This is a genomic window from Streptomyces sp. NPDC021749, assembly GCF_040640655.1.
Classification (GTDB): Bacteria; Actinomycetota; Actinomycetes; order Streptomycetales; family Streptomycetaceae; genus Streptomyces.
Window position 1 is genome coordinate 1 of record NZ_JBFACE010000024.1, and the last position, 18,599, is coordinate 18,599.

18 protein-coding genes are annotated in these 18,599 nt (G+C 73.5%); 6 read left to right on the forward strand and 12 right to left on the reverse strand.

Going from position 1 to position 18,599, the window contains the following annotated elements; translation table 11 throughout:
- On the forward strand, window positions 1–586 hold a 586-nt coding region (locus AB0G35_RS22800), incomplete at its 5' end, for an IS982 family transposase (protein WP_360952357.1).
- A 145-nt stretch (window positions 587–731) separates the two neighbouring features.
- Here AB0G35_RS22800 and AB0G35_RS22805 read toward each other — a convergent pair.
- The 4 genes from AB0G35_RS22805 to AB0G35_RS22820 form a co-directional block, all read right to left on the reverse strand.
- Window positions 732–1,502, reverse strand: coding sequence for an MIP family channel protein (locus AB0G35_RS22805; RefSeq protein WP_360952360.1), 771 nt, complete (start codon window positions 1,500–1,502; stop codon window positions 732–734).
- A 117-nt stretch (window positions 1,503–1,619) separates the two neighbouring features.
- Window positions 1,620–2,351, reverse strand: coding sequence for an SseB family protein (locus AB0G35_RS22810; RefSeq protein ID WP_360952363.1), 732 nt, complete (start codon window positions 2,349–2,351; stop codon window positions 1,620–1,622).
- A gap of 144 nt (window positions 2,352–2,495) precedes the next feature.
- On the reverse strand, window positions 2,496–3,656 hold the full coding sequence (gene mycP / locus AB0G35_RS22815) for a type VII secretion-associated serine protease mycosin (protein ID WP_360952366.1): 1,161 nt from the start codon (window positions 3,654–3,656) through the stop codon (window positions 2,496–2,498).
- Window positions 3,653–4,930 (reverse strand): hypothetical protein, encoded by a 1,278-nt coding sequence (locus AB0G35_RS22820; RefSeq protein WP_360952369.1) that lies wholly within the window; start codon window positions 4,928–4,930, stop codon window positions 3,653–3,655. Before AB0G35_RS22820 ends, mycP begins: the two co-directional genes overlap by 4 nt.
- A 247-nt stretch (window positions 4,931–5,177) precedes the next feature.
- On the opposite strand from AB0G35_RS22820, the gene AB0G35_RS22825 reads away from it, so the two are divergent.
- The gene (locus tag AB0G35_RS22825) at window positions 5,178–6,398 is read left to right on the forward strand and encodes an amino acid deaminase/aldolase (RefSeq protein WP_360952372.1); all 1,221 of its coding nucleotides are present in this window, start codon (window positions 5,178–5,180) and stop codon (window positions 6,396–6,398) included.
- Between the two features lie 29 nt (window positions 6,399–6,427).
- Here the strand turns inward: AB0G35_RS22825 and AB0G35_RS22830 are convergent, their stop codons facing one another.
- The 4 genes from AB0G35_RS22830 to AB0G35_RS22845 all read right to left on the reverse strand — a co-directional run bounded on the left by AB0G35_RS22830 (window position 6,428) and on the right by AB0G35_RS22845 (window position 11,364).
- On the reverse strand, window positions 6,428–7,696 hold the full coding sequence (locus AB0G35_RS22830) for a haloacid dehalogenase-like hydrolase (RefSeq protein WP_360952375.1): 1,269 nt from the start codon (window positions 7,694–7,696) through the stop codon (window positions 6,428–6,430).
- 112 nt (window positions 7,697–7,808) lie between these two features.
- Window positions 7,809–8,609: a 3-oxoacyl-ACP reductase gene (locus AB0G35_RS22835; RefSeq protein WP_360952378.1), complete on the reverse strand. Its 801-nt coding sequence runs from the start codon at window positions 8,607–8,609 to the stop codon at window positions 7,809–7,811.
- On the reverse strand, window positions 8,606–9,985 hold the full coding sequence (locus tag AB0G35_RS22840; protein ID WP_360952381.1) for an aldehyde dehydrogenase family protein: 1,380 nt from the start codon (window positions 9,983–9,985) through the stop codon (window positions 8,606–8,608). Before AB0G35_RS22840 ends, AB0G35_RS22835 begins: the two co-directional genes overlap by 4 nt.
- Before the next feature lie 11 nt (window positions 9,986–9,996).
- Complete coding sequence (locus AB0G35_RS22845) at window positions 9,997–11,364, reverse strand: glutamine synthetase family protein (protein WP_360952384.1); 1,368 nt, start codon at window positions 11,362–11,364, stop codon at window positions 9,997–9,999.
- A 73-nt stretch (window positions 11,365–11,437) separates the two neighbouring features.
- Between AB0G35_RS22845 and AB0G35_RS22850 the strand changes: the two genes are divergently transcribed.
- The 3 genes from AB0G35_RS22850 to AB0G35_RS22860 all read left to right on the forward strand — a co-directional run bounded on the left by AB0G35_RS22850 (window position 11,438) and on the right by AB0G35_RS22860 (window position 14,636).
- Window positions 11,438–12,169, forward strand: a complete 732-nt coding sequence (locus tag AB0G35_RS22850; protein WP_360952387.1) for an FCD domain-containing protein — start codon at window positions 11,438–11,440, stop codon at window positions 12,167–12,169.
- A gap of 288 nt (window positions 12,170–12,457) precedes the next feature.
- A complete protein-coding gene (locus tag AB0G35_RS22855) occupies window positions 12,458–13,897 on the forward strand; it encodes an amino acid permease (RefSeq protein ID WP_360952656.1) in 1,440 nt (479 codons plus the stop codon).
- 40 nt (window positions 13,898–13,937) lie between these two features.
- A complete protein-coding gene (locus tag AB0G35_RS22860; RefSeq protein ID WP_360952390.1) occupies window positions 13,938–14,636 on the forward strand; it encodes a gamma-glutamyl-gamma-aminobutyrate hydrolase family protein in 699 nt (232 codons plus the stop codon).
- 9 nt (window positions 14,637–14,645) lie between these two features.
- Here AB0G35_RS22860 and AB0G35_RS22865 read toward each other — a convergent pair whose 3' ends face one another.
- Both AB0G35_RS22865 and AB0G35_RS22870 read right to left on the reverse strand, forming a co-directional pair.
- Window positions 14,646–14,999, reverse strand: coding sequence for an SH3 domain-containing protein (locus AB0G35_RS22865; protein WP_360952393.1), 354 nt, complete (start codon window positions 14,997–14,999; stop codon window positions 14,646–14,648).
- Between the two features lie 165 nt (window positions 15,000–15,164).
- The gene (locus tag AB0G35_RS22870) at window positions 15,165–16,124 is read right to left on the reverse strand and encodes a LysR family transcriptional regulator (protein WP_360952396.1); all 960 of its coding nucleotides are present in this window, start codon (window positions 16,122–16,124) and stop codon (window positions 15,165–15,167) included.
- An 86-nt stretch (window positions 16,125–16,210) separates the two neighbouring features.
- Between AB0G35_RS22870 and AB0G35_RS22875 the strand changes: the two genes are divergently transcribed.
- Complete coding sequence (locus AB0G35_RS22875; RefSeq protein WP_360952399.1) at window positions 16,211–17,332, forward strand: TDT family transporter; 1,122 nt, start codon at window positions 16,211–16,213, stop codon at window positions 17,330–17,332.
- An 18-nt stretch (window positions 17,333–17,350) separates the two neighbouring features.
- Here the strand turns inward: AB0G35_RS22875 and AB0G35_RS22880 are convergent, their stop codons facing one another.
- Both AB0G35_RS22880 and AB0G35_RS22885 read right to left on the reverse strand, forming a co-directional pair.
- On the reverse strand, window positions 17,351–18,073 hold the full coding sequence (locus tag AB0G35_RS22880; protein WP_360952402.1) for a helical backbone metal receptor: 723 nt from the start codon (window positions 18,071–18,073) through the stop codon (window positions 17,351–17,353).
- Between the two features lie 48 nt (window positions 18,074–18,121).
- Window positions 18,122–18,550, reverse strand: coding sequence for a hypothetical protein (locus AB0G35_RS22885; RefSeq protein ID WP_360952405.1), 429 nt, complete (start codon window positions 18,548–18,550; stop codon window positions 18,122–18,124).
- Window positions 18,551–18,599 lie beyond the last annotated feature (49 nt).

Consider the following 18,599-nt stretch of genomic DNA (forward strand, 5'->3'; position numbering starts at 1 on the left):
CGACGTGTGGCTGGTCGACTCCACCCCGGTCGGCTGCGGCTGCTCGCGGGAGACGACCAAGCGCTCGGACCTGGCAGGCTGGGCCCAGTACGGCTACTGCGCGTCACACTCACGATATTTCTGGGGGCTGCGACTGCACCTGGTGTGCACGCTCGGCGGACTCCCGATCCTGTTCGCACTCACCGGTGCGAAGGCCGACGAGCGCGAGACGCTGCGCGACATGCTCGACACCGCACCCGAGGTCGTAGCCGCCCACCCCGGCCAGACGATCATCGGGGACAAGAACTACTACGGCCGCGAGTTCGAGCGAGATCTTGCGGAGCGTCACCTGGAGTTGCTGCGGCCGGCTCGCAAGGGAGAGGCCGAGCGGGCCGGGGCGCACCTGTTCAAGCCACTGCGGCAGGTCATCGAGTCGATCAACCAGACCTTCAAGGGACAGCTCGACCTGGAACGACATGGCGGCAAGAGCCCGGCAGGGGTGGCGACCCGGGTCTTGTGCCGGATCCTCGCGCTCACGGCTGCGATCTGGCACAACGACAAGACAGGGCAGCCAGTCAAGCGATCACTGACCGCCTATGATCACTGACCGCAACGGCACCCCTTGGACTCATTCATCTAGTCCCCGCGGCCGCGTCCGGCGGCCCCTCTGCACGACCTCGCACGACGACGAGCCCCGGCCGGTGCGGCCGGGGCTCGTCGTGGTGCGGGACGGATGCGCCGCGTCCGCCGGGTCAGACGCGTTCGCCGGGGCCCGCGGTCGGCTCGGGGGGCGAGACCTGATCGGCGACGAGCACCGGCTCCTGCGGCGGGTGGGTGACCTGGTGGACCACCGCGGCGATCGCACCGCCGATCAGGGGAGCGACGATGAAGAGCCACAGCTGGGTGATGGCGGCCCCGCCCGCGAACAGCGCGGGGCCGATGGAACGGGCCGGGTTCACGGAGGTGCCGTCCAGCGGGATGCCGATGAGGTGGACGGTGGCCAGCGCCAGGCCGATCGGCAGGCCGTCGAAGCCGATCACGGCGACCCGGTGGGTGACCGCCAGGAAGACGAAGACGAACAGGAAGGTCATCACCATCTCGAGGACGAAGGCGCCGCCGAGGTTGAGGTGCACCGCCGAACGGTCGCCCCAGCCGTTCGTGCCGAAGGCCGCGTGGGTCTGCAGACCGGGGACCTGTTTGGCGACCAGGAAGAGCAGTGCGGCGCCCACGATGGCGCCGAGGATCTGGGCGACCCAGTACTCGACGGCGGTACGGAGGGTGATGCGGCGGGACAGCAGCATGCCCAGGGTCACCGCGGGGTTGAGGTGGCAGCCCGAGATGGGGCCCAGCGCGTAGGCCAGGGCCAGCATGGTGAAGCCGAAGGCCAGGGCGATGCCGAAGGTGCCGATGTACTCGCCGGCCAGGACCGCCGAGCCGACGGCGAAGAACACCAGGAGCAGGGTGCCGAGGAATTCGGACTCGACCGTGCGGGTCACGACCGAAGAGGTCTCCGTCTTCTCCATCTGGGCCCTCCTCGCGTGGATCTTGAGCTCTCCTCGCATTGTGCGGCCCGGGAGACGAACCCGCCCGTCGGCGATCTCCCGGGCGGCCGTGGCACGGCCGCCCGGGAGAGGCGCCCGTCAGCGCTGGTAGAGCGGTTCGCCGGTGCCCGCCGCACCGGGCGGCAGGAGCGCCAGGTCCAGGCCCCGTACGAGCCGGGCGCGCAAGACCTCGTCGGAGGCCAGCGCCCGGGCCAGCCGCTGGGCGACCTCGGCGGTGGGGGCGTCGGCGGCCAGGCCCAGGGCGAGCGTCCCGTCGGTCTCCCGGGACGGCGCCAGACGGGCGGCGAGGACGGCCGGCTCGGCGGCGAGGAGGGAGCGCAGGGCCTCGGTGACGGCCGGGTCGGCGAGCGGGTCGGCGGTCGTCCGGCCCTCGGCGAGGGCCCGCAGCGCGGGCCCGGTGAGCTGGTAGGTGACCGGGCCCGCCAGGTCGATCACGACGGTGTCGGCCTTCTCGTGGGAGGCGGCCAGCAGCGCCTGCCGGAGCGGCACGGCCACCGGCCGGGCGTCCGGGCGCCAGCGGTGCAGGCTCTCCGTGCCGGTGAACGCGGGGAGGGCACGGCGGCCGTCCGGCGCCTGGAGGGTGGGGACGGCCATATCGCTGGTCTTCTCGCGGCGCAGCCCGTCGGGTCCCGTCTCGACCTCACCGAGGAGGGCGACGACCGGCACGAGGAGGCGGGCGCCGGCCAGGGCGGCCAGCACCCGGGGCTCGGCCGACCGGTCGGCGTCGTAGGCCGCCAGGGCCGCGGCAAGAGCGGGATCGGCGGACCCGTCGTCGTCGGAGAAGGGCGAGTCGGGAATGTTCTTCTGCACGAACCCGAGCCTATCGGGGCGTTCGCCGTACGTTCTCGGCCGGCCCGCCGTGGGGGTTTCCCGCCGTGGCGCCTGCGGCGGGCCGGGATCGTCGGGTGCGGTGACGGGCCTCCGGGGGCGCCGGGGGCCGGGGTGGGACGGGTTTCAACGGCGGGTTCGCCAGAGGAGGGCTCCGCCTACGAGGAGGGCCACACCCGCGGCGCCGGCCGCCCAGGGGAGCCAGTTGGTGGGGGTGTTTTCGGGGGCGTCCTCCGTGGGGCCGGGGCCGAAGTAGCGCCGGCCGTAGGCGGCGGGGGACGGTTTCTGGGGGGCGGGCCGCAGGCCGTCTGCGGCCTTGAGGGCGGCGGCGGGGTCGATCAGGCCGGCGCCGTAGTCGTCGTCGCGGCCGCCCTGTGGGGCGTCCTGGGCGGTCGAGGTGAGCAGGCGGCGGATCTGGTCGGGGCTCAGATGGGGGTGGGCCGAGCGGATCAGGGCGATGGCGCCGGAGGTGAAGGCCGCGGCGGGGCTGGTGCCCCAGCCGGAGAGGTAGCCGTCGTCGTTGCCGGCCATGAGGATGTCCTCGCCGGGGGCGCTGACCGTGGCGTACCAGTGGCGGGTGGAGAAGTGGGCCCGGTCGCCCTGGTGGGTGACGGCGGTGGTGGCGATCACGCCCGGGTAGGCGGCGGGGTAGGAGACGTGGTTGCCCTTCTCGCCGCCGTTGCCCGCGGAGGCGACGACGGGGATGCCCTTGCCGAGGGCGTACTGGATGGCGGCGTCCTCGCGCGGTTCGGGGTGGGCGGACTCGCTGTCGTCGCCCAGGGACATGCTGATGACGTCGGCACCGTGGTCGGCGGCCCAGCGGATGCCGTCGGCGAGCGCGCCGGCCTTCTCCGTGCGGGCGCGCTCGCGCTGCGGGTCGTTGTCCTCCAGGATCACCCGGACGGGGAGGATCTTGGCGGCGGGGGCGATGCCGAGTACGCCGTCCTGGCGGCCGGCGCCGTGGCCGTGCCCGGCGATGACGCTGGCCATGCCGGTGCCGTGCCGGGCCCAGGCCGCGTCGCCCGGGCCGGCGCCGAAGCCGACCAGGTCCTTCTCGGGGAGGACCTGGTCCCGGAGGTCGGGGTGGTTGGCGTCGACGCCGGTGTCCAGGACGGCGACCGTGACGCCCTCGCCCTTGGTGGTGCGCCAGGCCTGCTGGGCGTGGACGGCCTGCAGGCCCCATTCCTGGGCGCGGATGGCGTCGGCCCGGGCGGGTACGACCGGCAGGACGGTGAGCGCGGCGGAGGCCAGGGCGAGGGCGGCCGCGCGCAGCGGGGTCTGCGTCATGGCGTGTCCTCCCGGGGCTGGACGGAGGCGCCGGCGGCCTTGCGGAAGTCGTTCTCGATGCGGTCCGCGAGGTCCTTGGCGTCGTGGCCGAGGCCGGATTCGGCGGGGGCGGTGGTCGCGCCGGGGCGGACCGCGGCCTCGACGGGCTGCGGTTCGGTGACGGCGCGGCCGTCGGCGAAGCCGGAGACGGCGTAGACGATCACCGGGACGTCGGTGAGCACCCGGACGGTCCAACTGGCCCGCTGGGCGCGCCCGAAGCCCTCGGCGGGGGTGCCCTCGGGGGCGTACGGCACCGGCATCAGATCGCTGCGGTCGGCCAGGCTCCGGGTGCTGAAGCGGGTGTTGAGGTCGAGCATGCCGGCCCGGTCGGTCCGGGTGGTCTGGGCGCCGACGGTGATGACGCTGGAGCGGGTGGCGTCGAGGTAGGTGGCGCGGAGCAGGCGGACGCAGCCGGCCCGGGCGAGCGCCTGGGCGAGCTCGGGGTCGTAGGCGCCGGTGCAGTCGCCGTCGGGGGCGACCGCGATCCGGGTCCAGGTCCGGTCGGCGCCGCCGGGGCCGACGCCGAGGCCCTCGACGGAGCGGGGGAAGAGGGTGTCGACCGGGGTGTTGCGCCAGGCGTCGCGGCCCCTGGCGAAGGTGGCCTCGGCGGTGGGCGGGGCGTCCGCGGGGTCGTCGGTGAGCCAGCTGCCGGCCGCGGCGCCGCCCAGCAGGCCGATGCCCAGGACGAGGCAGGCCGCGGCGGCGAGCGCCCGGCCGGCGGGGCGGCGGCCCGCCGGGAACCGGCGGGTGGGCGCCGGGCCGGGCACAACCCCCTGCGGTGCGCCGGGAGTCGGGGGCCAGGGCTGCTGCGGGGGCGCGGTCCGGTCGCCCGGCGGGGTGGCCGTCGGGCGGGCGGTGGCGGGTTCCGGGGTGCCGTTCCACAGGTTCTGGCTGTTGGCCAGGTGGAAGGCTGCGGTGTCGCGGAACGCGGCCGGACGCCCGGCCGGGCGCGGCGGCGTGCCGGCGGGCGGCGCCTGGGGGTGGGGTGGCCGGGGGGCGCCGGCGGCCGGTGGCCGGGCAGGGGGCGGCGGGGTGGCGGGGCGCGGCGGGGCGCCGGGGGCCACCGGGGGCGCCTGCGGAGGGACGGACGGCTCGGCCGGGGACCGGCGGCGCAGGACGGCCGTGTGCGGGTCGTCGTCCGGCCCCGGTGTCGCGGCCGCCGCGGGCTGCCGGGGCGGCCGCGGGGGTATGGGCGGGACGTGCCGGGGATCGACGAATTCTGCGTCGGTGCTCACCCGCGCTCCCCCTTGCGCCGTGGCCCCCGGCCCCCGATCCGCAATCGGGGCAGGGGGGTTGGTATCCGGACAACACGCCGCTGACCTGCTGGTGGCGGTGTCGGGCCACTCTAAGGGCTGGCGCCGCCGGTGCTCCAACCCTCCCCCAAGCCCTCTAGGAGCAGGAGGTGCCCCCGGCCGCCGTCATGTCCGCTCTGTCGGGATCTCACCCCTACCCAGCGGTAAGAGGCTCTGGCAGGCTCGGGCCATGTCCCAGCTGAGAGCCGATGCATATGGCGACAAAGCCTCTTATGACCGGGCCACCGCCCTTCTCGACGCGCCGCTGGCCGTCGTCGACCTGCGGGCGTTCGACGCCAACGCGGCCGATCTGGTGCGCCGCGCGAAGGGCAAGCCGGTCCGGGTGGCGAGCAAGTCGGTGCGCTGCCGTGCCCTGCTGGAGCGGGTGCTGGCGCGGGAGGGCTTCGCCGGGGTCATGAGCTTCACGCTGGCCGAGTCCCTGTGGCTGGCGCGCTCGGGTTTCGCGGACGTCCTGCTCGCGTATCCGTCGGCGGACCGGGCGGGGTTCGCCGAGCTGACCGCCGATCCGAAGCTGGCGGCCGCGGTGACGGTGATGGTCGACGATCCGGCGCAGCTGGAGCTGATCGACGCGGCCCGGCCGGCGGGGCGCGGCGGCGAGGAGGTCCGGGTGTGCCTGGAGCTGGACACCTCGTACCGGCTGCCGGGCGGGAAGGTGCGCTTCGGTGCGCGGCGGTCCCCGCTGCGGGAGCCGTCCCAACTGGCCGCGCTGGCACGGACGGTGGCGCGCCGCCCCGGTTTCCGGCTGGTGGGGGTGATGGCGTACGAGGGGCATGTGGCGGGGGTGGGCGACGACGTCGACGGCAAGCCGGTGTTCTCGCGCACGGTCCGGATGATGCAGGCGGCGGCGCGCAAGGAGCTGGCGCAGCGGCGCTGGGAGGCCGTCCGGGCGGTGCGGGCGGTGGTGCCGCGGCTGGAGTTCGTCAACGGCGGCGGGACCGGCAGCGTGCAGCACACGGCCGCGGAGGCGGCGGTCACGGAGGTCGCGGCGGGTTCGGGGCTGTACGTGCCGCGGCTGTTCGACAACTTCCGTTCGTTCAGCGGGCGTCCGGCGGCGCTGTTCGCCCTGCCCGTGGTGCGCCGGCCGGGGCCCGGTGTGGTGACGGTGCTGGGCGGCGGCTATCCGGCGTCGGGGGTGGCGGGCGCGGACCGGCTGCCGGTGCCGTATCTGCCGGCGGGGCTGCGCTACGACCCCCAGGAGGGGCCGGGTGAGGTGCAGACGCCGCTGCTGGGGGCGGCCGCGGACGGGCTGGCGATCGGCGACAAGGTGTGGTTCCGGCACGCCAAGGCCGGGGAGCTGTGCGAGCGGTTCGACGCGCTGCAACTGATCGACGGGGACCGGGTGGTGGACACGGTGCCGACGTACCGCGGGGAGGGCCGCACCTTCCTGTGACCGGTGCGGCCCTCCCGTACGGCGGTGGCTCAGTACACCGTGTCCTGCTGGTCCGGGATCACCGAGCCGTCGGCACGGTGGATCGGCGCGAGCGTGCCGTCCGGCCGGACGTAGCCGGCGGTCGAGCACGGGTACCCGTCGGCCTTGCGCTTCTTCGGCTCGATGAACATCGGGTTGATCAGCCAGCGGTGGTCGCTGTTGTCGTACGCCCGGCACATCAGCTCGGTCTTGTTGCGGTTGATGGCCAGGTGGCCGGCGGTGGCGTCGTCGACGAACGTCACGTCCGTCTCGGCGTCACCGGCGGCGAACGCGGGGCGGTGCGCGCGGTCCTGCCGCTCCCAGGCCTTGGCGCCCTTGACGTGGAAGATCTCCTGGTTGATCCAGCAGCGCTTGCCGTCCATGTACGTCAGGACCTCGCCGTTGGTGTCCTTGACGTCACCGCAGCCCTGGACGCCGGTGGTGAGCTTGCCGTTGCTGACGATGTTGCGGATGCCGATGATGTGGTCGCGGTCGATGCCGACGCCGGGTGCCCAGGCGCGGACCAGCGGTTCGGCGGAGGCGGAGACGATGTAGACGTCGAAGCCGGCCTTCTTGAGGGTGCCGATGAGGTCACGCTGCTGCTCGTAGTAGCGCACGTATCCGGCCCACTTGTGCGTGCCGACCGTCTGCTCCGTACCGATCGGCGCGGCCAGGTTCTCCTTGCGCGCCTCGGCGGCGTACGAGGTCAGGGCCTGCGGAGTGTGCCCGGCGAACAGCTGGGTGATCCAGACGTACGAGGGGACCGTGCGCCGGTGGTTCCACTCCCCCGCGAACGCCTCCTTGCCGCCGGAGGTCTTCTCGTCGCTGTAGACGTCGAGGATCTCGTCGGTGCAGGCGGTGTTCTCGGAGGTGGGCAGCGGACGGCCGGCGGGCACGGACGTGCCGCAGGCCTTGGTGAGCGCAGCGGCCGCGTCCTCGGTCATCCACTTGTTGGTGGCCTTCCAACTGGCGGGGCGCAGCACCTTGTCGTGCTTGAGCATCCAGGCCAGCGTGGCGTCGGAGATGTCGTTCTTGACGACGGTGTTGTCCCAGTCGAAGGTCGCGACCGGCCGCGCCCCGTCGGAGCCGGCACAACTGCCCTGCTCGTCAATCATTTTCTGCAGCTTGGCACGGTTGTCGCCGTACCAGCCCTTGGAGACGTGCAGGGTGGGGCAGTGGCGGGTGGCGGCACCCGCCGTGGCCGTCTGGGCGACCGCCATGCCGCCTCCCACGACCGCGAGGGCCGCACCGGCTGCCAGCCAGCGACGCTTGTTGACCATGGAACGCACTCCTGTCGAACGAGGGATCGAAGGCGGACGTTAACGCATGGCGGCCGGGTGGTGGGAGACACCAGGCCACCATGACGTTGACGCAGAGGTGAACAACAAGCGTTTACACCGGGGTGACGTACGCACCCGCGATCCCGCCGTCGACCAGGAACTCGGCGGCGTTGACGAACGAGGAGTCGTCGCTGGCGAGGAAGGCGACCGCGGACGCGATCTCCTCGGGCTCGGCGAACCGGCCGACCGGGACGTGCACCAGGCGGCGCGCGGCGCGCTCGGGGTCCTTGGCGAACAGCTCCTTGAGCAGCGGGGTGTTGACCGGCCCGGGGCACAGGGCGTTGACCCGGATGCCCTCGCGGGCGAACTGCACGCCCAGTTCGCGGGACATCGCCAGCACGCCGCCCTTGGAGGCGGTGTAGCTGATCTGGGAGGTGGCCGCGCCCATGACGGCCACGAAGGAGGCGGTGTTGATGATGGAGCCGCCGCGCCCGGTCTCGGCGAACTGGCGCTGCATGTAGGGCAGGGCGTGCTTGCAGCAGAGGTAGACCGAGGTGAGGTTGACCTCCTGGACCCGCTTCCAGGCGTCCAGGCCGGTGGTGAGGATGGAGTCGTCGTCGGGCGGCGAGATGCCGGCGTTGTTGAAGGTGATGTCGACCGAGCCGTAGGTGTCGAAGGCGGTCTTGTAGAGCGCCTCGACCTCGTCGGAGTCGGTCACATCGACCTTGACGAAGAGGCCGCCGACCTCGTCGGCCGCCTTCTTGCCGGCGGTCTCGTCGATGTCGGCGCAGACGACGTTGGCGCCTTCGGAGGCCAGTCGGCGGGCGGTGGCCAGGCCGATGCCGCTGCCGGCACCGGTGATCACGGCGGTACGGCCGACGAGGCGGCGGCACACTGCGGTCTGGTCGGTCACTTGCTCTCCTCGGTGCTGATGAAGATGTTCTTGGTCTCGGTGAAGGCGGTGAGTGCGTCCGGGCCGAGCTCGCGCCCGAGGCCGGACTGCTTGAACCCGCCGAAGGGGGTCCAATAGCGCACGCTGCTGTGGGAGTTGACGGACAGGTTGCCGGCCGCGACGGCCCGCGAGACGCGCAGCGCCCGGCCGACGTCGCGGGTCCACAGGGAGCCGGAGAGGCCGTAGTCGGTGGCGTTGGCGATCCGGACCGCGTCGGCCTCGTCCTCGAAGGGGATGACGACCGCGACCGGGCCGAAGATCTCCTCGACGGCGGTCCGGTCCTCGGGGCGGCCCTCCAGGACGGTGGCGGGGTACCAGAAGCCCTTGCCCGCGGGGGCCTCGCCGCGGATGGCGGCCGGGGCGTCCTCGGGGACGTAGGACCGTACGCGCTCGCGCTGGGCGGCGGAGATCAGCGGGCCCATCTGCGTGGCCGGGTCGGCCGGGTCGCCGACGGTGAACGCCTTGACCGCGGGCTCCAGCAGCGTGAGGAAGCGGTCGTAGACGCCGCGTTGGACGAGGATGCGGCTGCGGGCGCAGCAGTCCTGGCCGGTGTTGTCGAGGAAGGAGCCGGGGGCGGCGGCCGCGGCGGCCTCGATGTCGGCGTCGGCGAAGACGATGTTGGGGCTCTTGCCGCCGAGTTCGAGGGTGAGCCGCTTGGTCTGCGCGGCGCAGCGGGCGGCGATCTGCCGTCCGGTGGCGGTGGAGCCGGTGAAGACGACCTTGGCGACGCCGGGGTGGTCGACGAGTGCGGTGCCGGTGACCGGGCCCTCGCCGGGCAGGACCTGGAAGAGGTCCTCGGGCAGGCCGGCCTCCAGGGCGAGTTCGGCGAGCCGGAGCGCGGTGAGCGGGGTGGTCTCGGCGGGCTTCAGCAGGACCGCGTTGCCGGCCGCGAGGGCGGGGGCGGTGCCCCAGGCGGCGATCGGCATCGGGAAGTTCCAGGGGGCGATCACGGCGACCACGCCGAGCGGTTCCTGGACGGTGATGTTGAGGCCGCCGGCGACCGGGATCTGGGTGCCGGTCAGCCGTTCCACTCCCCCGGCGGCGTAGTGCAGCAGATCGCGGACGTTGCCCGCCTCCCACTGCGCGTTGCCCAGGGGGTGGCCGGCCTCCTTCAGCTCCAGCCCGGCGAGCTCGGGGATGTGGGCGTCGACGACGTCGGCGAAGCGGCGCAGGAGGCGGGCGCGGTCGCCGGGGGCCACCGCGGACCAGGCTTCCTGGGCGGCCGCGGCCCGGCGGACCGCGGCGTCGACCTCTTCGGGTGAGGTGGTGGGGACGGTGGCCACCACTTCCTCGGTGGCTGGGTTGAGGATCTTCAGCTCGTGCGAACCATGGGACACGGCGTGGTTCCTTACATGCGCTCGAAGGAGCGGAAGCGCTCCCAGTCGGTGACGGCGGCGTCGTAGGCGTCCTGCTCGACGCGGGCCATGTGGCGGTAGTGGTCGACGACCTCGTCACCGAACGCCTCCCGGGCGATCGGGCTGCGTTCCCACAGCTCGGCGGCCTCGCGCAGGGTGGTGGGGACGTGCGCGGCGTCGCCGGCGTAGGCGTTGCCGGTGGTGGCGTCGGGGAGTTCCAGCTCGTGTTCGATGCCGTACAGGCCGGCCGCGATCATGGCGGCGACGGCGAGGTAGGGGTTGACGTCGCCGCCGGGGAGGCGGTTCTCCAGGCGGTGGGCGCGGCCGTGGCCGACGACCCGCAGGGCGCAGGTGCGGTTGTCGGGGCCCCAGGCGACGGCGGTGGGCGCGAAGGAGCCGGGGCGGAAGCGTTTGTAGGAGTTGATGTTGGGGGCGTAGAAGAGCGTGAAGTCACGCATCGCGGCGAGCTGCCCGGCGAGGAAGTGCCGCATGGTCTGCGACATGCCGTACGGGCCGCTGTCGTCGGCGAGGACCGGGTGGCCCTGTTCGTCCTGCAGCGACAGGTGGATGTGGCAGGAGTTGCCTTCGCGCTCGTCGTACTTGGCCATGAAGGTGAGCGCCATGCCCTCCTGGGCGGCGATCTCCTTGGCGCCGGTCTTGTAGATCGAGTGCTGGTCGCAGGTGGTGAGCGCCTCGTCGTAGACGAACACGATCTCGTGCTGGCCGAGGTTGCACTCGCCCTTGGCGGACTCCACGGTCATCCCGGCGGCGCCCATCTCGTTGCGGATGCGCCGCAGCACGGGCTCGACCCGGCCGGTGCCGAGGACGGAGTAGTCGCCGTTCCACTGGTTGGCGGGGGTCATCGCGCGGTAGCCGCGGGACCAGGCGTCCTCGTAGGAGTCCTTGAAGAGCATGAACTCCAGCTCGGTGCCGGCGAAGGCGCGCCAGCCCCGTTCGGCGAGCCGGTCGAGCTGGCGGCGCAGGATCTGCCGGGGCGAGGCGGCGACCGGGGAGCCGTCGTGCCAGGCCAGGTCGGCGGTGATCAGGGCGGTGCCGGGGTTCCAGGGGGTGCGGCGCAGGGTGCCGGTGTCGCCGTGCATGGCGAAGTCGCCGTAGCCGCGTTCCCAGGAGGACATCGCGTAGCCGTCGACGGTGTTGAGGTCGACGTCGACGGCGAGGAGGTAGTTGCAGCCCTCCGTGCCGTGTTCGAGGACGGTGTCGAGGAAGTATCGGGCCGCGAACCGCTTGCCCTGGAGCCTGCCTTGCATATCGGTGAAGGCGAGGACGACAGTGTCGATCTCCCCGGCATCGACGAGGGCTCTGAGCTCCTCGACGGAGAGCGGGGGCGTGCGGTCTGCCACGGTATTGCCTCCTGTCACTGCATCCGGAGGTCATAAGGTAGGCACACGAACCATTGATTGGGAAGGGGTGTCGATGGACGGGACGGACGACCGGCTGGCGCCGGTGCTGCGGCCGGTGCGCGCGGGCAACGGCTTCGAGGAGGCGCTGGAACAGATACTCCAGATCGTCCGGCTCGGCCTGGTCCCGCAGGGCGAACGGCTGCCCGCGGAACGGGAGTTGGCCGAGCGGCTGCAGATCAGCCGGGTCACCCTGCGCGAGGTGCTCAAGGTGCTCCAGGACGAGGGCCTGGTGGAGAGCCGGCGCGGCCGCTACGGCGGCACCTTCGTCCGGGTGCGCGCCGAGAACCACGGCGAGGCCGAGCTGCGCCGCCGGATCGAGAAGATCGACGTCGAGGACACCCTGCGGTTCCGTGAGGTGCTGGAGGTGGGCGCGGCCGGGCTGTGCGCGGCGCACGGGCTGACCGACGAGCAGGCCGGGCGGATGCGCGAGGCGCTGGCCGCGACGCAGGACGCCCCGCTCGCCGACTACCGCCGGCGCGACACCCTGTTCCACCTCACCCTCGCCGAGCTGTCCGGCTCGCCGTCGCTGGCCGCGCAGTACGCCGCCGTCCGGGCGACCGTCAACGACCTGCTGGACTGCATCCCGCTGCTGGTGCGCAACCTGGAGCATTCGCAGGCCCAGCACACGGCGCTGGTGGAGGCCGTACTGGAGGGCGACGCGGACGGGGCGCGCGAGGTGATGCGGGAGCACTGCTGCGGGACCGCGGCCCTGCTGCGCGGCTTCCTGACCGCCCCGGCGCCGTGACGGCCGGCGCCCGGGCGGGCACGACGGGCGGCCGTTAACCATTCTTTTACGCAGAGGTCTTGCGCTCAGCCGACCGGAAGACAAAGGTATCGCCCCATACCTTTATTGCGGGGCTGGTAGCGGTTCGCCGAATCGGCCGCACCCGCCGCGGATCATCGAGGCCTCGGAGGCGTGGTGTCCATCAACGAGCACGCAGCGAACCCAGATCAGGACCAACAACCCCCTCAGCTGTCCAGCGACGAACAGCGCCTCCACGAGCTCGGGTACGCCCAGGAACTGGCCCGCTCGATGTCGGCGTTCTCGAACTTCGCCGTTTCGTTCACGATCATCTCGGTCCTCTCCGGCTGCCTGACGCTGTACGGCTTCGGCATGAACACGGGCGGCCCCGCCCTGATCACCTGGGGCTGGCCGCTGGTCGGCCTCATGACGCTGTTCGTGGGGCTGGCGATGGCCGAGGTCTGTTCCAGCTACCCGACGGCGGGCGGCCTGTACTACTGGGCGGCGAAGCTGGCCCCCTCGCACGGCCCGGCGTGGTCCTGGTTCACCGGCTGGTTCAACTTCCTCGGCCAGGTCGCGGTGACCGCGGGGGTCGACTTCGGCGCCGCCTCCTTCACGAACGCGCTGCTGGACCTGCAGTTCGGCTTCGCCGCCACCCCGGCGCACACGATCATGCTGTTCGGCATCGTGCTGCTGGTCCACGGCCTGCTGAACACCTTCGGCGTGAAGCTGGCCTCTTTCCTGAGCAACGTCAGCGTGTGGTGGCACATCCTCGGCGTGCTGGTCATCGTGGGCGCCCTGGTCGTGGTGCCCTCGAAGCACCAGTCCGCCTCCTTCGTCTTCACCCACTTCACCAACAACACCGGCTGGCACTCCGGCCTCTACGTCGGACTGCTGGGACTGCTGCTCGCGCAGTACACCTTCACCGGCTACGACGCCTCGGCGCACATGACCGAGGAGACCCACGACGCGGCCAAGGCCGGCCCCCGCGGCATCGTGATGTCGATCCTGGTCTCCCTGGTCGCCGGCTGGGTGCTGCTGGTCGGCATCACCTTCGCCATCCAGGACTACGACGGCGCGCTGGCCAGCAAGACCGGTGTGCCCCCGGCGCAGATCTTCCTCGACGCGCTGGGCGCCACCGGCGGCAAGCTGCTCCTCGTGGTCGCCATCGGCGCACAGTTCTTCTGCGGCATGTCGTCGGTCACCGCCAACTCGCGCATGATCTACGCCTTCTCGCGGGACGGCGCGCTGCCGGGCTCGCGGCTGTGGCACCGCATCAACAAGCGGACGAAGACCCCGACCAACGCGGTGTGGCTGGCCGCCGGCGGCGCCTTCCTGCTGGGCCTGCCGTACCTGTGGAACGCCACGGCGTACGCGGCCGTCACCTCGATCGCCGTGATCGGCCTGTACATCGCCTACGTCCTGCCGGTCATCCTCCGCCTGCTGCAGGGCGACCGCTTCCAGCGCGGGCCCTGGCACCTCGGCCGCTGGAGCAAGCCCGTCGGCGTCATCGCCGTCGGCTGGACGCTGGTCATCTCCGTCCTCTTCATGCTCCCGACGACCAGCCCGGTCACGGTGGAGACCTTCAACTACACCCCGCTCGCCGTCCTCCTGGTCCTCGGCTTCGCCGGCACCTGGTGGCTGGTGTCGGCCCGCAAGTGGTTCACCGGCCCGAAGGTCCAGGGCACGGCGGAGGAGCTGGCCGCCATCGAGCACGAACTGGAATTCTGACGGCCGAGCCGGAACCCACCCACACCCCAACGGAGGAGTCGTGTCCCAGCCGCTCATCGGCATCAGCACCTACCAGCAGGAGGCCAGCTGGGGGGTGTGGACGCTGCCGGCCGCGCTGGTGCCCGCCGGGTACCCACGGCTGGTGCAGCGGTCGGGCGGGCTGGCCGCACTGCTGCCGCCGGGCGATCCGGCGACCGCGGCGGCGGCGGTGGCCCGGCTGGACGGGCTGGTGATCGCCGGCGGTGCGGACGTGCAGCCGGCGCGCTACGGCGCGGAGCCCGACCCGCGCACCGGGCCGCCCTCGCTCGACCGGGACGCCTGGGAACTGGCCCTGATCGAGGCGGCGTTGGCGGCCGGGGTGCCGCTGCTGGGGATCTGCCGCGGGATGCAGCTGCTGAACGTGGCGCTGGGCGGCACGCTCGTCCAGCACCTCGACGGGCACGCCGGGCCGCCCGGGGTCTTCGACAAGCACGAGATCACGCCGGTGCCCGGCACGCTGCTGGCCCGGGCGCTGCCCGAACCGGTCTCCGTGCCGACCTACCACCACCAGGCCGTGGACCGGCTCGGGCGCGGGCTGCTGGTCTCGGCGCACGCGGCGGACGGCACCGTGGAGGCACTGGAGCTGCCGGACGGGCCGGGCTTCGCGCTGGCGGTGCAGTGGCACCCGGAAGCGGGGGACGACACGCGTGTCATGGACGCCTTGGTGGCGGCGGCACGCGGGACGTCCCCCGAGGAGTGACCGGCCGGGTCAGAGCTCCCGCATCCCGCAGGAGGCGGGGATCCAGCCGGTGTTGCCCCGGAACGTGATCTTGAACCAGTCGTTGCCCGGACGCTTGCAGAGGTTGTAGCTCTGCCCCGTGGCCTTGCCGAGGATGCAGGTGGTCGCACCCTTGGTGAAGAGCCCCACGGCGGTGCTGTTCAGCTTCCGCTCCTTGCGGATCCGCACGTTCTCCTGCGCCTGCGCGTTGACGCACGCGGCCCGCGCGGTGGCGGTGACGGCGGATGCCGTCGCGGGCGTGGCGGCCGTGGCGATCCCGCTGGTCAGTGCGGTGCCGAGGGCAGCCATGGCGATGACGGCAGGGGCCGTCAGCTTCAGCTTCATATGTCCCCCTCAAGATCGATGAAGCGTTCGCACAGATTATCGACGCGGGAAGTCGCCCGCCACCCCGGCCAGGACGCCCCGGGTGGCCGGGCTCAGGGCGCGCGCCGGCGGTGGGTGAAACCTTGCGCTGTTCACCAGGTGCGGGCCGGACCGGCGGCGGCCGGCTCAGGACGCGCCGCGGGTCAGCCCCAGCAGTTGACGGGCCGGGCCGGCGAGCCGCTGCCCGGTGGGCCACACCGCCCGCAGATCACGGCCGAGCCGCAGACCGCGCACCGGGACCTCCACCAGCCGGCGCGCGGTCAGCTCCTCGCCGACCGCCAGTTCGCTGAGCACCGACGGTGCCGCCTCGCTGACCACGGCGGCCTTCAGGGCGGTGGTCGAGGCGAGTTCGAGCAGCGGCTCCGCCAGCCCGCCGTGCCCGGCGAGCGCCGCGTCCAGCACCTGCCGGGTGCCCGAGCCGCGCTCCCGGAGGATCAGCGGGGTCGCGGCCAGCTCGGCGGCGGTCAGTCCGGAGCGCCGCCGGGCCCACGGATGGGACGGGGCGGCGACGACCACCAGCCGGTCGTGCCCGATGACCGCACCGTCCAGCCCCGCCGGGACGTCCAGCCCCTCGACGAACCCCAGATCCGCCTCGCCCGCCAGCAGCCGCTCGGCCACCACCCGGGAGTTCCCGGTCAGCAGGGACACCGCGGTGCCGGGCAGCGCGGCGCGCAGCGCGATCAGCCAGCCGGGCAGCAGGTATTCGGCGATCGTCATGCTCGCCGCGACCCGCAGCCGGGAGTCACGCCGGGCGCGCAGCGCCTGTGCCCCGGCGTCGAAGGCCTCGGCCGCCTCGACGATCCGGCGCGCCCAGTCCGTCACCAGCGCCCCGGCCTCGGTCAGCCGGGAACCGCGCGGCGAGCGCTCGACCAGCGCCACGCCCAACTGCCGCTCCATCGACCGGATCCGGCTGCTGGCCGCGGGCTGGCTGATGCCGCAGGCGCGGGCGGCCCGCCCCAGGCTCCCCAGCCGGGCGACCGCGAGCAGCAGCTCCAGCGCGCCGAGGTCCGGCACCCGGTGCGCCAGCGGGACGGGCGGCACCTCACCCGTCCCGGCCCCGGCACCGACCGCCTTGGCGTCACTCATCAGTCCCCCTGCTCATAACCCCAGCTTATGCCCTCATAGACACGACGTCCCTGGTGGCGGCGGCAGCGACCCCCGACGCTTCTTCCATGGCAACCCTTGCGCACGCACCTTCCCGCCCCGCCGCCCCGCCCCGCCCCTCGGGCCCGCTCCGCCATCTCGGCCCGAACTGGTACGCCGCCGTGATGGGCACCGCGATCGTCGCCACCGCCGGCGCCGCCCTGCCGCTCGCCGCCCCGGGGCTGCGCACCGCCTACCAGCTCGTCTGGGCGTTGTCGGGCCTGCTGCTGGTCACCCTGCTGGCCGCCCGCACCGTCCACTGGCTCCGCCACGCCGACCAGGCCCGCCGGCAGCTGCTGGACCCGGCCGTGGCGCCGTTCTACGGATGCCTGTCGATGGCCCTGCTGGCGGTGGGCGGCGGCACGCTGGCGGTCGGCCGGGACGTCATCGGTGAACCGGCCGCGTTCGCCGCCGACGCCGTGCTGTGGACCCTGGGCACCCTCGTCGGGCTGGTGGGTGCCGCCGCGATCCCGTACCTGATGGTGACCCGCCACCGCATCGAGCCGGGCAGTGCCACCCCGGTCTGGCTGCTGCCGCTGGTCGCGCCGATGGTCTCGGCGGCGCTCGGCCCGGGCCTGCTCCCCCATCTGCCGCCCGGCCAGTGGCAGCAGGCGCTGCTGGTGGCCTGCTACGCGCTGTTCGGGATGTCGCTGCTGGCGACGCTGCTGGTGCTGCCGCTGGTGGTGTCCCGGCTGATCCACCACGGGCCGCTGCCGCTCGCCCTGACCCCCACGCTGTTCCTGGTCCTCGGCCCGCTCGGCCAGTCCACCACCGCGACCGGCAACCTGGCGGACGTGGCGCCGGGTGTCGTCGACGCATCGACCGCCCACGCGATGGGCGCCTTCGCGGTCCTGTACGGGGTCCCGGTGACCGGGTTCGCCCTGCTGTGGCTGGCGCTCGCGACGGCGCTGGTGGTCCGTGCCGTCCGCAACGGCATGCCGTTCGCGATGACCTGGTGGGGCTTCACCTTCCCGCTCGGCACGTGCGTCACCGGGGCGGCGGGCCTGGCCCGGCACACCGGGCTGACCGCCCTCACCTGGCTGGCCGTGGCGCTGTACGTCCTCCTGGTGGCCGCGGTCGCGGTGACCGCCGCCCGCACCGCGAGCGGTCTGGCCCGCGGCCGGCTGCTCGTGCCCCCGCCGGCCCGGTGAGCCGCACCGCCGGACGGCTCAGCGCGCCCCGGCCAGTGCCCCGGCCAGGGCGGCCGGGGCGGTCACCAACGACGGTCCGTACCAGGTGAGATCGCGCCCGCTGACCAGCGCGGCGGGCAGCCCGGGGAACGCCTCGGGTCCGTCGTCGGCGGTGAAGCGGTAGGGCTCGTCGGGCAGGACGACGAGGTCGGCGCCGGCGGCGTGGAGCGCGTCGAGGGCGATCCGCGGATAGCGGTCGGGGTGGCCGGCGTAGACGTTCCGCACGCCGAGGCGGCCCAGGAGGTCGCCGGCGAAGGTGTCCCGGCCCAGCACCATCCACGGCCGTCGCCAGATGGGCACCACCGCGGTCCGCTCCCCCACCGGGCGGGCCAGGTCCCGCCAGGCGGCCTCGGCGGCGTCCAGCCACTCGGGCCGGGCCAGCCCGCAGCCGGCGACCAGCACCCGGTGCAGCTCCCGGAACCCCTGCGGCAGCGTCCGTACCTCGGTGACCAGGACGTCCAGCCCGGCGGCGCGCAGGGCGGCCAGGTCGGCCGGGCGGTTCTCCTCCTCGTTGGCGAGCACCAGGTCGGGCGCCAGTGCGGCGATCCGGGCGGTGTCGGGGTTCTTCGTGCCGCCGATCCGCACCACGTCGAGGTCCGCCGGACGGCTGCACCAGTCGGTCGCCCCGACCAGCAGCCCGGGCGCGCTGACGGCCACGGCTTCGGTGAGGGAGGGCACGAGGGACACCACACGACGGGTCATGCGCCCAGGCTAGGCGGCGACCGGATGGGCGCGCCCCGGGTTCCCCGGCTAACGGCGGACGCTGCGCCGCAGCAGGTACGCCGCGCCGCCCGCGAGCACCAGCAGGGCCAGACCGCCCGCCGCCTGGGTCGCCGTCAGCCCCTCCACCCGCCCGGCCCGTACGGTCACCAGCTCGGTGAACCGTTCGCCGCCCGGCGTGCATTCGATGGTCACCCGGTAGCGTCCCGGGGCCGCGCCGTCGGCGACCCTCGCGTGACCGGTCAGGCCGTCCGCGCCCGGTCGCAGCCGCACCGGCCCGAAGAGCTTCGAGGCGGCCCGGGCGCCGTGCACCGCGCCGCACTCCTGCTCGTCACTGATCCGCACCCGCTGCCCGGCCACCAGCGGGTTCGGGTCGACCTCGGCCGCGGCGGCCGGCGCGACGGCGCCCAGACCGGCGGCGCCGATCAGTGCGGCGGCGGCGATGTGCGCAGGGTTCACGTCCCCAGCGAACCATCCGGCACCGGGGTACGCGACGCATCCGCCGCCG